General features: G+C 62.0%; 13 protein-coding genes and 1 other RNA gene. 5 read left to right on the top strand and 9 right to left on the bottom strand.

Features of this window, described 5'->3' with window-relative positions:
- The first annotated feature begins 105 nt into the window (after positions 1-105).
- The 3 genes from OES25_03635 to OES25_03645 all read left to right on the top strand — a co-directional run bounded on the left by OES25_03635 (position 106) and on the right by OES25_03645 (position 2,538).
- Complete coding sequence (locus OES25_03635; protein ID MDH3626729.1) at positions 106-777, top strand: rhomboid family intramembrane serine protease; 672 nt, start codon at positions 106-108, stop codon at positions 775-777.
- A gap of 57 nt (positions 778-834) precedes the next feature.
- Entirely contained in the window at positions 835-1,083 is a 249-nt protein-coding gene (locus OES25_03640; GenBank protein ID MDH3626730.1) for a hypothetical protein, read from the top strand.
- An 87-nt stretch (positions 1,084-1,170) separates the two neighbouring features.
- Positions 1,171-2,538, top strand: coding sequence for a PQQ-like beta-propeller repeat protein (locus OES25_03645; GenBank protein ID MDH3626731.1), 1,368 nt, complete (start codon positions 1,171-1,173; stop codon positions 2,536-2,538).
- A gap of 55 nt (positions 2,539-2,593) precedes the next feature.
- On the opposite strand, the gene OES25_03650 is transcribed toward OES25_03645, so the two are convergent.
- The 9 genes from OES25_03650 to OES25_03690 all read right to left on the bottom strand — a co-directional run bounded on the left by OES25_03650 (position 2,594) and on the right by OES25_03690 (position 12,492).
- On the bottom strand, positions 2,594-6,001 hold the full coding sequence (locus tag OES25_03650) for a thrombospondin type 3 repeat-containing protein (GenBank protein MDH3626732.1): 3,408 nt from the start codon (positions 5,999-6,001) through the stop codon (positions 2,594-2,596).
- Between the two features lie 112 nt (positions 6,002-6,113).
- Positions 6,114-6,461: a transfer-messenger RNA gene (gene ssrA, locus OES25_03655) on the bottom strand.
- A 146-nt stretch (positions 6,462-6,607) separates the two neighbouring features.
- Positions 6,608-7,792 carry a peptidoglycan-binding protein gene (locus OES25_03660; protein ID MDH3626733.1) on the bottom strand — a complete coding sequence of 395 codons (1,185 nt, stop codon included), beginning with the start codon at positions 7,790-7,792 and terminating at the stop codon, positions 6,608-6,610.
- 234 nt (positions 7,793-8,026) lie between these two features.
- Positions 8,027-8,845, bottom strand: a complete 819-nt coding sequence (locus OES25_03665; protein ID MDH3626734.1) for a mechanosensitive ion channel — start codon at positions 8,843-8,845, stop codon at positions 8,027-8,029.
- A complete protein-coding gene (locus tag OES25_03670; protein ID MDH3626735.1) occupies positions 8,842-9,108 on the bottom strand; it encodes a hypothetical protein in 267 nt (88 codons plus the stop codon). The genes OES25_03665 and OES25_03670 overlap by 4 nt, the downstream gene beginning before the upstream one ends.
- Positions 9,105-9,698, bottom strand: coding sequence for an RNA polymerase sigma factor (locus tag OES25_03675; protein ID MDH3626736.1), 594 nt, complete (start codon positions 9,696-9,698; stop codon positions 9,105-9,107). Before OES25_03675 ends, OES25_03670 begins: the two co-directional genes overlap by 4 nt.
- A gap of 8 nt (positions 9,699-9,706) precedes the next feature.
- Positions 9,707-9,973, bottom strand: coding sequence for a hypothetical protein (locus OES25_03680; protein ID MDH3626737.1), 267 nt, complete (start codon positions 9,971-9,973; stop codon positions 9,707-9,709).
- Between the two features lie 25 nt (positions 9,974-9,998).
- Positions 9,999-11,897 (bottom strand): gamma-glutamyltransferase, encoded by a 1,899-nt coding sequence (locus OES25_03685; GenBank protein ID MDH3626738.1) that lies wholly within the window; start codon positions 11,895-11,897, stop codon positions 9,999-10,001.
- 103 nt (positions 11,898-12,000) lie between these two features.
- On the bottom strand, positions 12,001-12,492 hold the full coding sequence (locus OES25_03690; protein MDH3626739.1) for a nuclear transport factor 2 family protein: 492 nt from the start codon (positions 12,490-12,492) through the stop codon (positions 12,001-12,003).
- Between the two features lie 93 nt (positions 12,493-12,585).
- On the opposite strand from OES25_03690, the gene OES25_03695 reads away from it, so the two are divergent.
- Both OES25_03695 and OES25_03700 read left to right on the top strand, forming a co-directional pair.
- Entirely contained in the window at positions 12,586-13,383 is a 798-nt protein-coding gene (locus tag OES25_03695) for a helix-turn-helix transcriptional regulator (protein MDH3626740.1), read from the top strand.
- 59 nt (positions 13,384-13,442) lie between these two features.
- On the top strand, positions 13,443-14,243 hold the full coding sequence (locus OES25_03700) for a type II secretion system protein GspG (GenBank protein ID MDH3626741.1): 801 nt from the start codon (positions 13,443-13,445) through the stop codon (positions 14,241-14,243).
- The last annotated feature ends 2 nt before the right edge of the window (positions 14,244-14,245 follow it).

The raw sequence follows: 14,245 nt of genomic DNA on the forward strand, positions 1-14,245 counted from the left end.
GTTCGCAGCCGATCGGGGGAATTCGTTCTACTGGTGGAGGAGAGCGATCGCGAGCGAGCAATTAGCGAACTGGACGAATACCGGTTGGAATCCGTTTCAACCCGGGTGGAATCCATCCCGCCGCCGTTGCCAGGAGGATGGATCGGAGTCCTCGCCTACTCGGCGTTTCTCGTTGCCGTGGCGTACCTCGCCGAACGACACGCACTGGGTGCCGACTGGTTTGATCGGGGTCGAACGCAGGCCGGTTCGATGCTTTCGGGTGAGGGGTGGCGGGCCGTCACCGCTCTCACGCTACATATAGATGCCAGGCACTTGCTTGGAAATGTCCTCTTCGGATCGATACTGGGACTGTTGGCAACCCAGGCTCTGGGTGTGGGCGTGACCTGGTTGGCCATTCTGGTCGGTGGGATTCTGGGCAACATTGCAAACGCGCTGCTGCAACCCGCGACGCACTCGTCAGTGGGTGCCTCGACAGCCGTCTTCGCCGCCCTCGGCTTGCTTGTCACCCTGGCCCTCTTGCACGCGCGCCACCGCAGGATAGGTGCGTGGAAGCTGGGACCGCTCGTAGCGGGTGCGCTGTTGTTGGCATGGACCGGCATGGGTGGAGAGCGGACCGATGTTCTGGCCCATGTGATGGGACTGGTCTCCGGCCTCGTGGTGGGTGTGGGGTGCGGGTTTATACCCAGAGAACAACTGGAAAACACTGCACTGCAACTCGTCGCCCTCGGGTTAGCCGCTGGAATCCTCATCGTCGCATGGGGTGTGGCTCTGGGTTAAGTCTGTTGTGCGGACCTAAAGGTCGAGTTTCCCGCAGGCCCCGTTCAGATCGGCGAGATGCTCGTGACCGACTTCGCCGAGAGGAAGACTCGCTTCGGCCTTCTACGATTGCTGCATCCAACGGACTGCGTGCTGGACCGGATGGCGGCCTACATCCATTGGAGTGACACGGAATCCCTCGAGCAAGCGCTTCTCGTCGCGCGTTCCCAGCCGATCGACATCGAGCGGATTGCAGCGTGGGCCGATGCGGAAGGCGGCAGCGAACAGTGTGCCGAGTTCTCGAAGCGCTACGACGAACGCCCGTAGCAAGGGGTCTAGTCCTGTCCTGACACCTCGCCGGCTAAGGTTTCCACTTTGCTGCTGACGAAGATCCGTCCGCGATATACTTCGGTGATGATCATGACTCCCCGAATCCATACCGTCGACTTCGTCGTTTCGGCCTTGCTGGTCTTCGTTGTCGTCTCAGGGCTACCCGCCCAGGCAGATGAACCGACGAACTGGCCCAACTGGCGTGGGCCGCTGCACTCTGGAGTCAGCCCCGACGGAGATCCGCCGGTTGAGTGGAGCGAGACCCGGAACGTCCGGTTCAAGGTCGAGGTACCTGGCCGCGCGCTGTCGTCCCCGGTGGTCTGGGGCGACCGAATCTTCGTGATGAGCTCGATGTCGATTGATTCGGCAGCCTACGCCGCATCGCAAAAGGCGGCCGCAGAGGTGCTGGAGCGTAACGAGTGGCCTCCCGAGGTCCCACCGGTCGAACAGCGTTTTCTCGTGATGGCCTACTCGCGCGTGGACGGGACGCTGATCTGGCAGCGCGCAGCCGTGCAGCAGGTGCCCCACGAAAGCCACTACATCGACTCGGCATGGTCCTGCGCTTCACCGGTCACCGACGGCAAACGCGTCTATGCGCACTTCGGGTCCAACGGGACCTATGCGTACGACATGAACGGCCAGTTGCTGTGGCAGATCGACCTCGGCGACATGACGACGCGCCGTGGTTTCGGCGAGGGAAGCTCGCCGGCTCTGCACAAAGACACCCTGGTGATCAATTGGGACCACGAGGGCGACTCATTTCTGGTAGCGCTGGACGCCGCGACCGGCAAGGAGCGCTGGCGCACAGCGCGGCCCGACGAGGTCACGTCATGGGCCACACCGTTGATCGTCGAGCACGACGGCAAACCACAGATCGTGATTCCGGCAACCGGCCGCAGCCGCGGCTACGATCTCGCCACGGGTCGCGAGCTTTGGAGCATCTCGGGCATGACGGTCAACACGATCCCGACGGCGGTGCACCGAAACGGGCTGGTCTATCTCGCCAGCGGCTATCGCGGCACCATGCTGCAGGCGGTTGACCTGGCGCAGGCTTCGGGCGAATTGGAGGAGAGCGACGCGCTGCGCTGGGTGCACGACCGGGATACACCGTACGTGCCCTCGTTGTTGCTGTACGACGACACGCTGTATTTCATCAAGCATTTCAAGAACATCTTGTCGGTGCTCGATGCCGACAGCGGCAAGCCGCGGCGGCCGCCCGAGCGGCTGGAGGCGCTGGGGTCGATCTGGGCTTCGCCGGTCGGCGCGGCTGGGCGCGTCTACGTGTTCGATCGCGACGGCACCGCTGTCGTGTTCGAACAAGGCGCCGAGATGAAGGTGCTGGCCGTCAACAAACTGGACGGCGTCATCGACGCCACGCCGGCGATCGTCGAAGATACGATCTACGTCCGTACGCGTAGTCACCTGTACGGGCTAGGGCGGATAGCGGAGTAGCGCACACCTGTTTGTTGAATCTGTTGGTCTTTGCGATCGACCTCCCGCCGGATTGTTACGGCGCCGGCACTTCCGCACTGACGCGGATCGCCCCGCTGAGCGTTCCCGGCGACGCGCCGGCGGCCGGCATCAACTCGAGGAAGTACTTGCGACCACGGAACTCCGGCGTCTGGACGTTGTCGCCATAGAAGTACTCGGCGTCGACCTCGAACTGCATCGTGTAGCTGCCCGACGGGTCGTCGAGTGCCGTGGTCACGCCCCAACCGCGGTCATCGACGATACGCGCCCGGTAGGCCGGTACGGTGTCGACCTCGACGGTCATCATGAAGCCCTCGGGTAGGAAGTTGGGACAGGTCGTGTCCTGGCCGCAGGGGTAGAGCGGGAACACGACCGGCTTCGTCAGGTCGGTGTTCTGTACGAAGATGTCCAGCTCGACCAGGTCGGCGAAGGCGGTCAACTGAAACTTCTCGCCGGCGTCGCAGTACAGGCCCGTCCCGTTGCCGTCGTTGTCGATCTGGCGCGGGTTGTAGTACAGCGGACAGTTGTCGCTGCCGTCCTCGAAGTCGTCGCCGTCGTCGTCGCTGTCGCAGACGTCGCCCTGGCCGTCGCCGTCCAGGTTCTCCTGGCCGGGGTTGGGGTCGAACTGGCAGTTGTCGCACTGGAAGCCGACGCCGTCGCTGTCGGGATCGTACTGGCTGGCGTTGGCGTCCAGCGGGCAGTTGTCGACGTTGTTGTCCAGGCCGTCGTTGTCGGCATCGTTGTCGCAGACATCGCCCTGCGAATCACCGTCGCGGTCACGCTGGTCCTCGTTGGGCGTTAGCGGGCAGTTGTCGTTCAGGTCGAGCACGCCGTCGCCGTCGTCGTCGTCGCAGAGATCGCCGAAGCCGTCGGCGTCGGTGTCGGCCTGGTTGGGATTGGCCGTACGCGGGCAGTTGTCCTCCGTGTCGAAGAACAGGTCGCCGTCGACGTCCGGATCGCAGTCGTCGCCGGTCAGGTCGCCGTCCAGATCGCGCTGGCCGATGTTGCGGGCCAGCGGGCAGTTGTCGCGATCGTTGGGGATGCCGTCGAAGTCGGCGTCGCCGCCCGGGGAATCCACGACGCCGTTGCAGTCGAGATCCGGATCGCCGTAGCCCACCGACGCCCAGGCGTTGATCACGTCGCAGACGTCCAGCGACGTGAAGTCGTGATGGCCGCCCGACACGTACGTCTGCGCGTGTTCGACGGTCATGTCGCGGGCGTGCTGGAAGTTGGACGAGCTGGTCAGCTTGGTCGTGAAGACCATGTACTGCAGTCGCTCGGCCTTGGCCTGTTCCAGACCGGCGATCGTCAAGCCGTTGTGCTGGCCGCCATCGGTGATCAGGAAACCGACCTTGTTCGGGATACCACTGTTGGTGTGCACCGCCCCCCAGTCGTTGCCACCGGTTCCGCCCGCCGGGACAGCGACGGCGGGTCGCAGACCGGTCCCGTCGCCACTACGTGCCGGATCACGGTGATCGGGGTCGCCGCGCATCGGAGGATTGGACATGTCGCGGATCGGATTGCGTGTTCCGTCTTCCCGCGCCTCGCCGATCGTCCAGTTGCCGTCGACCATCGCTGCGAAGTAATCGGCATAGCTCTCGTCCAGGGCTCCCGACTGATTGGCGTAGATCAGCTGGTTGCTGAAGCGATCGACGCCGTGGGTGAACTCGTGGGCGATGATGTCCGGGACGGCCCAGCCGTCACCGAAGCGCATGTGATTGCAGTTGCGGTTGAACGACGCGTTGTTCCAGTCGGCGTTCCCCGTTCGCGACGCGACATCGACCAGCGTCTCGAGTAGGACGCCGGAGCCATCCATGCTCTCGCGACTAAATACGTCGTAAAAGTAGTGGTAGGTGCCGTGGTATCCATTCCAGGCATCGATACCGTCAGCAAACGTGTCCGACCCGGCCGGCAGGTTGGCGTACTCCGTCGTGAATCCCAGCGTGGTGAACCACAGATCCCGGTTCGGCGAGTCGTCCCAGCAGTTGCCTTCTCGCGTCAGGTTGACCGAATAGACCCGGATCTCTTCCCCCGGTCGATCGCCAACCGTCTCGTCGGTGACGGTGTTCGATTCGATCGATCCATCCTCGGCATCGATGTGGATCAGCCAGTCGTTCCAGACTCCGCTGCCGGCATCCTGAACCTGTGCGGCCACACGCCAGACGGGACGATGAGGGTCGGTCTGCTCGATCCATGGGTTCGGGTTGTGCCACTGCAGGTACGGCTCGCCCAGAATCCTCACTCCCGTCTCGCCGAATTCGGCGTCGGCGATCAGCCGTGCGATCTGCTCGGTCACCACGATGTCGGTGTTCTGCTCGAAGCCGTGGTCGCGATGCCAGTTGGACGCGCTGACCACCCGATACGGGACGAACGGCGGGGTGCCCGGCGCGATGCGAACCGAGACGCGGTCCGAGCGGTAGCGGATGCCGTCCTTGCGCAGTCCGAAGGTGACGCTGGTGATGCCGACGTCGTCGGTGACGATGCGATCGAGCCAGGTCTGGGCCCAGACGTCGTCGAGGGCGAACAGCGCCTTGTAGCTGTCGAGAAACGCGAGTGCCGCGGAGACCGGATCGAAGCGGACCACCGAAACGTCGGCGGTCAGCGACAGCATCACGCCGTTCTCGGATTCGATCGTCGGTGGCGTGGCCGAGGCCGCCTGCAACTGGAACCAGGCATCGTTGAACGGGCTTTCCCAGTCGATACAGAGCTGCGGCGGGACATCTTCACGCGCCGCGTAACCGACGAAGTCGTCCTCGCCGTACGGATACAACTCGATCCCGAACGTGGGCTGCGTGCCGCCGATCCAATCTCTGACGAGATTGGTCACGTTCCAGGTGCGCCAGTCGGGGTTGCCGGTGTGCAGCACGATCCCGTAGTTGGCGGTGGTGAATGGCCGGTTGTTGAAGGTGATCGTATCCTCGCTCCAGGGTTCTCCGACCCGTCGCACCTGGATCTCCGAGTCGTCGGTCGCGTAGAGCTCGCCCATGCGCAGCGTCGCCGAGTTGATGACCGCACGCGGCGGCAGGGCATCCCGCACCGGGAACTGGACGTAGCTGATCTTCGTCGGCGATCCGTCCAGCTCGAGGGCATCCTCGTTGCCGAAGTTGTCGTTGGGGTAGAAGGCGCTGACGTAGGCGTCGGCGGTGGCGTCGAAGCAGTTGGAGCGGCTGACGACGTTGTAGAACACCAGGTCGCCGGTGCCGACCTGGAAGTCGTTCCACTGTTGGCCGTAGGTCAGCGACTGCAGGGAGGAGATCGCGCCGAGTGTGTTCGGATCAGCGGAGCGCCGCACCTCGTACTGCGGGCTGCCGCCGGTCCAGGTCAGGTTGGCGCCGCTGCCACCTAAGATGCTGCCGGTGGCGGTCATCTCGAGTTCGATTCCGTCGTCTGCGGAAAAAGCGACGGGGGTCAGCAGCAGAATCAGGATCAGGGCGCGGATCGTCATGACGGTCTCCTCAGGGGTAGTCCTGAGGTACAGACCGCTTACTCCTGCAAAGTAACAATCCGGTAGACCGTGGCCGATTTTCGGGGAACAGAAAAATAGATCTGTCCCCTTTTGGTGGAGGCGGCGGGAATCGAACCCGCGTCCGAGAAGGAAAGTACGAAAGCTTCTACACGTTTAGATAACTCGTTTAATCTCACGCGTCCGTCGCCGAGTTTCAGGCTACATGGCGCCAGCCTGTAATTTTCGCCCGGTGACCACAGGCATCGTCACCGGACTATCCCGAATTAATAGCGCCTATCCAAATCGCCTCGGGCGGGCCACCTGGTAGACGTCACAGTCAATTAAGCTGCGAGTGCGTAGTTGTTGTTGTCAACTAAAGTGTTCCGCTTGTTTAACGAGTTAACGGAACTCGACGTGCTACTCCCGCCAATACACTCCCCGTCGAATCCAGTTCGCCCCCTTTCCGGGTCTTGAACCATCTTTAAGATCGCTGAGCCGCCTGTCAAGGCGGCGGCCACCGCGACGGATCGGGCACGAAGAAAGGCCCCGTCGCAGAACCGCGACGGGACCTTCTAACAGACGAAAACGATGACGACAGAGAGATTTCTAGAGGTCGACACCGAGCTTCTCGATCGTCTTGATCGTCAGCCCACCCGTCGGGATCGAGTTTGCTCTCTGGAACGAGCGGACGGCCGCGTTGGTGCGTGTACCGTAGACTCCATCGATCGGCCCGGGATTGTGACCGGCTCGCTGCAAAGCTCGCTGGATGTCGGTGACCGTCGTGCGGGTCATGTTCGTCTCGCACAGAACCTCGCGCCATGCGATCTCACCGTCGGTTAACTTCTCGGTCCTCGGCACGGTCTTGTACTCAGCGGGGATTTCGATTCGCCTCTCTTGCGGCGGCGAGACCTGCTTGTCGACCTTGACGGTCGTGTACTCGGCCGGGATCGCGATCGTCCTGACGGTCGGAGCTTTGGTCATCACGCGGCGCTTTACGGTCTTGTACTCGGCGGGAATGTCCACCTGACGGGTCGTCGCCGGTTTCACGAGCGTCTTTTTCTTCACCGTCTCGTACTGCGCAGGCACTTCAACCAGGCACATGATCTCGCCGGTTGCGTTGTCCACCTTCTCGACCGGTCCGCGACCCTCCTTCCAGGTCGTGTGAGCCTGCTTGACGAGGATCTTTTCCTCGACCCATTTGTACTCAGCGGCGACAGCTTCCATGCGGCTGCTGGCCTCCTTGACGAGGACCTTCTCCTCGACCCATTTGTACTCGGCGGGTACGATTTCGGCTCGTTCGGACGCGGCTTTCGTCTCGACGGTTTCCTCGACTATCTGGTGCTTCGCCGGGATCACCTCGATCCGCTCGGAGGCCTCGCGCTCGAGAACTCTCTCGGTTTTGGTGCTATAGGTCGGCGGGAGGAAAACCCGCGCGTAGCACTCACCGGCCTTTGCGTTGGGTGGTAGTAGCTCGGTACCCGCAACACTGGCCGCCGCCGAGGAAGGCGTTGAGCCGGACTGCTCCGCCGCGCGGGCACGCGCCTCGGCATCGTTGGCCATGCGCTTCGCCTCTTCGGCCGCCACGAGCTTGGCCTGAATCTGAGCGTCCTTCTCGTCGAGGTCGGCTTCCATCTTGCCCATCGAGGACTGCAGATCCTTGATTTCAACCTCTCGCATCTCAAGTTGCTGCTGAAGGTCCGCCGTCGAACTGACGTCTTTTCGAGTGCTGCAGCCGCTGGCGACAAGCACGCTTATGGCTATCGCCGCGATCAAGAGCTTTCCGTTCTTCATACCAGTACCCCTCCTTAAGGTTCCCCACGCCTGGGCGAGGGTGGTTTTTCTATCGAATGGGGCTGCGTCAATCACACCGCTCCCGTTTTTATGGACAAGGAACGGCCGCCAAAGTCACATCCAGATTGGCTAGAACCCCCGATGTGACGTTCGTCGCGAACCAACGGTCTACGGGACCGACACGGCCCGCCACGAGTTTTAGGCACCTCGCGTCGGCGAGTGACGTTGCGAATATCAGGAGTCGGGCGGCTCCTGGGTCATAATCTCGTCGATGAATCGAGTGTTGGACACACTGATCGTGCGGTTCCCATTCTCGATCAACGTATGTGTGGGAGTGACAGCCTTGAGCACACCGCGCTGGCCGGAGATCTCAAGCTGGTTGCCCACTTGCAACACCTTACGCGCGTAAAAGCCCGCAAGTAGGTTGCGCGTTACGTCCCGTGCACCAAGCCCAAAGGACAGGGCGAAGGCGATGACGATCCCACCCAGCACGATGCTGGCCACCAGGTGAATCATCTCCGTTTCCATCTTGAGCTGGCCGAGAGCCATGATGCCCACGATGAAGATGATCAGGGCGGAGACCAACCGTCCCAGTTGACGCCCAAATTCCAGACCGGCCTCCTCGCCTGCCCGGGCAATCATTTCTCCTACAAACTGACCTGCGGCGCTGCCGATCACGATCAACAACAGCGCGGCGATCAGGTTGGGCAGGTACACAAAGAAAGAGGTCAATGCCTGCGAAATAGCGGTCAGGCCTAAAACATCGGCCAGGATCTTGGCCAACAGGAACAGCAACAGAAAATAGACCAAACGCGGTACGAATTCGTTCAGCTCGCGCCTCAAACCCATGCGCTGGAGCGTCTTGTCGATACCGGCTTTCTGCACAAGTTTGTCAAAACGGACACGGGTGAGGATTGCCCGCAACACCTTTTCGACGATCTTGGCCACGATGAGCGCGACAAGGAACAGCAGGATCCCAATGACGACTTTGGGCGCAGCAGTGACCACAGAATCCATCAGGCCGTTGTACGATTCGAGTAGCTTTTCTCTCACCGGGAATCTCCTTTGTCGCTCTTGTCACCGATTCCCAAGAGCTCGAAAATCATGGTCAAGAACTCCAGTGCCACGATGATCGGGAAATGCCAGGTTGCTGCGAGTGCGTTGTTGGCCAACGTGCGGCGATCGATGCGCCGATGCAACCGCCCCGAAAAACCGGTCGGCACTGGGGCCGTCAACGTGGCCAGTTCGACCACGGGTTCGCCCGTGTCGCTATTCTCTTCACGCTGCGGCCGACGACCGTCCGTACCGTCCGTCATGTGTCCGATCCTCTAGAGCTCTCGGTTTCGCGGTGCATCTCCTGGAACGTCTCGCGGGCCCGCTTGATCCGCATTTTCGCGGCGGACAGCCGAACACCCAACACGTCGGCGATCTCCTGATAGGCCATCCCATCCAGATCGCGCAAAATCAATGGAACGCGCAGCGTGTCGGACATGAGGTCCAGCACCGCCACGATGCGGCCCCGCTCGTCCACCGCATGGACCAAGCTCTCCGCCTTAGGCTCTACATGCAACTCCGACGCCGCCTCGCTGACGTCGTCGATATCGACTCGTTTCTCTCCCGCCCGGCGTTTGAGGAAGTTCAAGCAATGGTTGGCCTTGATACGCAGCAGCCAGGACTTGAAGCTGGAACGTCCGCCGAATCCGGGCAGTCCAAAGTAAGCTTTAAGAAACACATCCTGGGCCAGATCCTCGGCATCCGCCGACGAGCGGGTCATGTAGCGGCAATTGGTCACGACCTTCTCCTGGTAACGCGCAACCAGCGCCTCGAATGGACGATGGTCCCCATCCGCGGCAGCCTGAGCGTCCGAGACCAACTCCGCGTCCGGATCCGGTTGACGATCTTCCACCATCACTCCTAGAAAGACACATGTTCCCACACAAAAGTCACCTTGTGAATCTCATACCGAATCGACAATCCACCCAGAAAGTACTCACCTGTCCAGGTGGCGCGGCCCTCGACGTACTTTCCGTCGGGCCCGCCCATGAAGCGGGTTGTGCAATCCCACTTCCCGATTATGAAGGAGTACTGCGTGGTCTCCGGCGGCGCGTCGGGGTGGATGCCGGCCAACGTCGGCAGTGCAAGCGTCCACGCAATCAGGAACACGATCCCTCGTCTCTTCATGAGTTCTCCTTGATCCGCAAATCGGCTACCAGGCAATCCCGTAGTCTTCGCCGAAATCGCTGGCGCCGCCCCACATCGAGCCATGTTGGCGATCGAAGTAGATGGCGGTGATGGGTCCCGAGGTCCTTGGCCTGGTCTCTACCGAATAACCCATCGTCGCCAACCGGGCGCGAACCCATGCCGGAACGTCGTCTCTCAACCGCAGCCGACCGGGCTCGGACTTGTGGGCACCGAACGAGCTCTGCATCTGATAGCTGGTGATGTTGGCGGCCTCGGCGGCTTGCTGGACGTTCATGTCGAACTCGACGACGTTCAGGAAGAACTGCAGCAGGTTCTGGTCCTGGGTGTCGCCGCCCTGGACGGCGAACGACAGGTAGGGCTTGCCGTCCTTGAGCGCCATGCCGGGAGTCAGCGTCGCACGAGGCCGCTTGCCCGGTTCGACCAGGTTGTAGGGGTTCAGTCGTTCGTCCAACACGAAGCTCTGCATCCGCTGAGAGAGTCCGATCCCGGTTTCGCCGGCGATGAAGGCGGGGATCCAACCACCGCTGGGCGTGATCGAGACGATCCAGCCTTCAGCGTCGGCGGCCTGAATCGATGTCGTCCCTGCGTGGAACGCCTCCTCGTCGGTGAAAGTTCGTGTCTGCTGCCAGCCATCCTCTCCTTCTGCGTTCGCGGCGGGTGGGATGGGCGTCCACTGGTCGAGCAATTTCTTGAACGGATGTTCGCCGCCCTGGAACGGGTAGGGGTCCCCCGGGCGAGCATCCTGATTATTAGTCTTCCAGTCGATCGTTTCGAAACGTTTTCGCGCGTACTCCTTGGACAGCAACCCCGCGATCGGTTCTTCCGGCGGATTGTAGGGATCGCCGTAGTAGAAATCGCGATCGGCGAACGCCAGGTTCATCGCCTGGTACAACGCGTGGATGTATGCGGCGCTGTTGTAACCCAGACCCTTGACGTCCACGTTCTCCAGGATGTTCAGCGCTTGAAGCATCACCGGACCCTGCACCCAGTGTGTCAGCTTGTAGACGTCGATGCCGCGGTAGTTGGTGTGGACCGGATCCTCGATGTGAACCTGCCAGCGATCGAGGTCCTCCATCGTGAACAGGCCACCTTCCGCCCGGTTGCCGCGAACCAGCTCTTTGGCGATGTCGCCGCGATAGAAACGGTCGTAGGCCGCGTAGATCGCCTGCTTGCGTGTCTTGCCCGCCGCCAACGCTTTCTGTTCGGCCTCGACCAGTTTGGTCAGGGTTGCAAGTAGGTCCGGCTGTTTGAGGATCTCTCCCGGATACGGCGCGGCGCGCTCTTGCGAGTCGTCGTCTTTCATGTGCGGAAGGAACACGGCCCTCGAGTGGGGCCACTGCGCCAGGATCGCCTTCCGTCGTTCCATGTTGTTGGCCTGCGACGCCTCGACGGGATAGCCCTCGGCCATCTGCATCGACGGTTTTAGCACCTGTTCCAGCGACACGGTCCCGAACTCGGCCAGCATCACCATCAATCCACCCGGCGTGCCGGGCGTAACCGCGGCCTGGGGCCCGAACTCCGGCGGGTACTGCAGGCCTTGCTCCTTGAAGAACTCGACGGTCGCACCGGTCGGTGCCACGCCCAACGCGTTGATGCCCTTCACCTCGCCGGTGTGCGGGTTGTAGATCAACGCCTGGGTCTCGCCGCCCCAGCCCAGCGTGTCCCACATGGTGCTGGTCGCACCGAGCATCGCGCAGGCGGCATCGACGGCGTTGCCACCCTGGGCGAAGATCGTCGCGCCGGCGGTGGCACCCAGCGGCTTGCCGGTGATCGCCACCCAGTGTTTACCGTGCAGGACGGGTTTAACCGTACGTTGCGCTTCGGCGTGCGGTGCCCAACACAACGCGGCAACGGTCAACAAGCCCAACGCAATCCGCACACGTGAAGCCATGAAGTTCGGCATCGAGTCCTCCCCCGGGGCCGAGATTCCAATGATCCGGCCCAACACTCCTCATCTTAGAGGATAGCGAGGGGGGAGCTGGACGTCGGAGGTCGGTGTTCGGGGATTACTCCCCCGCCGCCAACATCTGCGCCTGCAGTTCCTTGTAGGTCGCCAGGTCGATGAAGTCCTTGTGACTGACGATCCGGCCATTCTCGACCTGGTACCAACTGGTCGTCGGTAGGCTGTACTCCAGGTCCGGGCAACTCTCCTTGCCGACACTGTGGCCAAGGGCCTTGCCATTCAGCTGCCCGGTGTAGGCGTACTCGACGACGACCGTGTTGCCCTGCACCACGCGCCGACTCTCCTTGAGATCCATCTGCAGATGCATGGCGACGAGCGTGCCAAGCAGCTGGCCGATCTGTTCTCGACCTTCCAGATGATGTCGCTGATTGACGTCCTCGAAGACCGCGTCTTCGTCATAGAGGGCGGTCATGGTGACGACGTCGGCGTCTCTGTACGCGTCGAAGTAACGATCGACGACCTGTTCCGGTGAGGGTGCTGCGTGGAGCGACCCGGTGAGCGTCGCGAGAACGATAAGAATGAGGGTCCGTTTCATGATTCCTCCGTTTTGGCTTGTGTGGCCGTGTGTTACGGAGTAAGTTTCCTCTGGAAAGGTAATGTTAACAATTACCTCAGAGGTAATGATCTTATGGAAACCTTCGGGGAACAGCTTCGGGGCTGGCGATCTCACCGCGGCCTCAGTCAGCTTTCATTAGGACTCAACGCCGGGACCTCGTCCCGGCATATCTCGTTCCTCGAGACCGGTCGCTCTCGGCCCAGCCGGAAGATGGTCCTGCAGCTGGCCCGCACGATGGATCTTCCGCTACGCCAGCAGAATGCGTGGCTGACCAGCGCCGGCTTCGCACCGATCTTCGGTGAACGGACCCTGGACGACGACGAGCTGCGCAAGGCTCGGGAGGCGGTGACCTACCTACTCGCCGCGCACGAGCCCTATCCAGCCCTGGCCATGGATCGGCACTGGCAATTCGTCGCCTGGAACCGCCCGCAGTTCCTGATGCTGCAGCCGTTGGCCGACGAGAACGGCTCGCTCAGCGGGATCAACGCGTTGGACCTGATCTTCCAGCCGGGACCGGTCCGTCAACAGCTCCTCAACTGGGAAGAGGTGGCCATGGCCGTCTTGCGACGGCTCCACCGGCAACGGGTCCGGGTGGGAAACGACGATCGGCTTCAACAACTGTGGGATCGGTCGATCGCGGCCCCCGACGTCGCCCCGCTCCTGAAGCGGCGTGACCTGGAGAAGAGCCCTCCACCGCTGGTGCCGATGAAGATGGACTACGGGGACCAGCAGGTGACCTGGATCAACACTCTGGCCAGCTTCGGTGCCGTCGGCGACGCGACCCTGGAAGAGCTGGTCATCGAATCGTTCTACCCCGCCGACGATGCAACCCGGGCCTTCGCGGAGCGACTTGCCTCTTCTGGATCGTGACTGTATAGTGTCCTATGACATTAGGACACCTATTCAGACGAGACAACGGAGGAGAGATCGTGAAGAGACATAACTGGTTGATTCTATTGATGTTGGCGGCCATGCCGGCGACCGCCGCTCCTGGCGAGGTGATGGAACTCTCCCCGGGCGAGACCGCCACCGCCCACGCCCTGATGACGGGCGTGATGGTGATCGAGAGCGAGAGAGAGTCAGGGACCGCCTGCCCCTTCGATGACCTCCTGCTCCATGAGGCCGGCGAGCTGCAGACGATCTTGCCCGCAGAGGTGCGTGCAGGCCTGATCGTCCAGGATGGCTGGACCCGACCGCTGCAGGTCTGGTGCAGCGACCAGCACTGGGCATTGATCAGCTTCGGTGACGACGGCCAGCAGGGTTCCGACTATGTGGCCTCCCTCCCCACCATCGACGAAACCGGCGACGACTTCCTGGTCTTCGACGGCGAACTGGTGGCCGCACCGGGTCACGTCCTGGAGGCGATGGAGAGGGGAAAGCAGAGACGAACGATGGCCGACATGCGCTCCATCGGGATCGTCTTCGAGGCCTACCATCTGGATAACGACGCGTGGCCCAGCCAGCCGGTGGACAAGCTGGAGCCGATCGTCAAGATCGAGCTAGCGGTGCAGCCGATCTACATCCGCAGTCTGCCTCTCAAGGATGCGTGGGGGAATGCGTTCGTCTACTGGACCGATGGCGAGAGCTACCGTGTCGTCTCTTCCGGCAAGGACGGCGTGTTCGAGGCCGACTACACCGTCGAGGCCGGACTGGGAGAGATCACATCCGATGACCCGGCCAGGGATATCGTCTTCGCCAACGGCGAGTACGAACAGTGGCCGGCATTCTGATG

The organism is Acidobacteriota bacterium, assembly GCA_029861955.1.
In the GTDB taxonomy this organism is placed as follows: domain Bacteria; phylum Acidobacteriota; class Polarisedimenticolia; order Polarisedimenticolales; family Polarisedimenticolaceae; genus JAOTYK01.

What these genes read in the sequence shown, in the direction of transcription:
- OES25_03690 (MDH3626739.1), bottom strand. Translation starts at nt 12,492, where the DNA reads ATGAAACGGACCCTCATTCTTATCGTTCTCGCGACGCTCACCGGGTCG.
- OES25_03670 (MDH3626735.1), bottom strand. Translation starts at nt 9,108, where the DNA reads ATGACGGACGGTACGGACGGTCGTCGGCCGCAGCGTGAAGAGAATAGC.
- OES25_03680 (MDH3626737.1), bottom strand. Translation starts at nt 9,973, where the DNA reads ATGAAGAGACGAGGGATCGTGTTCCTGATTGCGTGGACGCTTGCACTG.
- OES25_03645 (MDH3626731.1), top strand. Translation starts at nt 1,171, where the DNA reads ATGATCATGACTCCCCGAATCCATACCGTCGACTTCGTCGTTTCGGCC.
- OES25_03695 (MDH3626740.1), top strand. Translation starts at nt 12,586, where the DNA reads ATGGAAACCTTCGGGGAACAGCTTCGGGGCTGGCGATCTCACCGCGGC.
- OES25_03685 (MDH3626738.1), bottom strand. Translation starts at nt 11,897, where the DNA reads ATGCCGAACTTCATGGCTTCACGTGTGCGGATTGCGTTGGGCTTGTTG.
- OES25_03660 (MDH3626733.1), bottom strand. Translation starts at nt 7,792, where the DNA reads ATGAAGAACGGAAAGCTCTTGATCGCGGCGATAGCCATAAGCGTGCTT.
- OES25_03640 (MDH3626730.1), top strand. Translation starts at nt 835, where the DNA reads ATGCTCGTGACCGACTTCGCCGAGAGGAAGACTCGCTTCGGCCTTCTA.
- OES25_03650 (MDH3626732.1), bottom strand. Translation starts at nt 6,001, where the DNA reads ATGACGATCCGCGCCCTGATCCTGATTCTGCTGCTGACCCCCGTCGCT.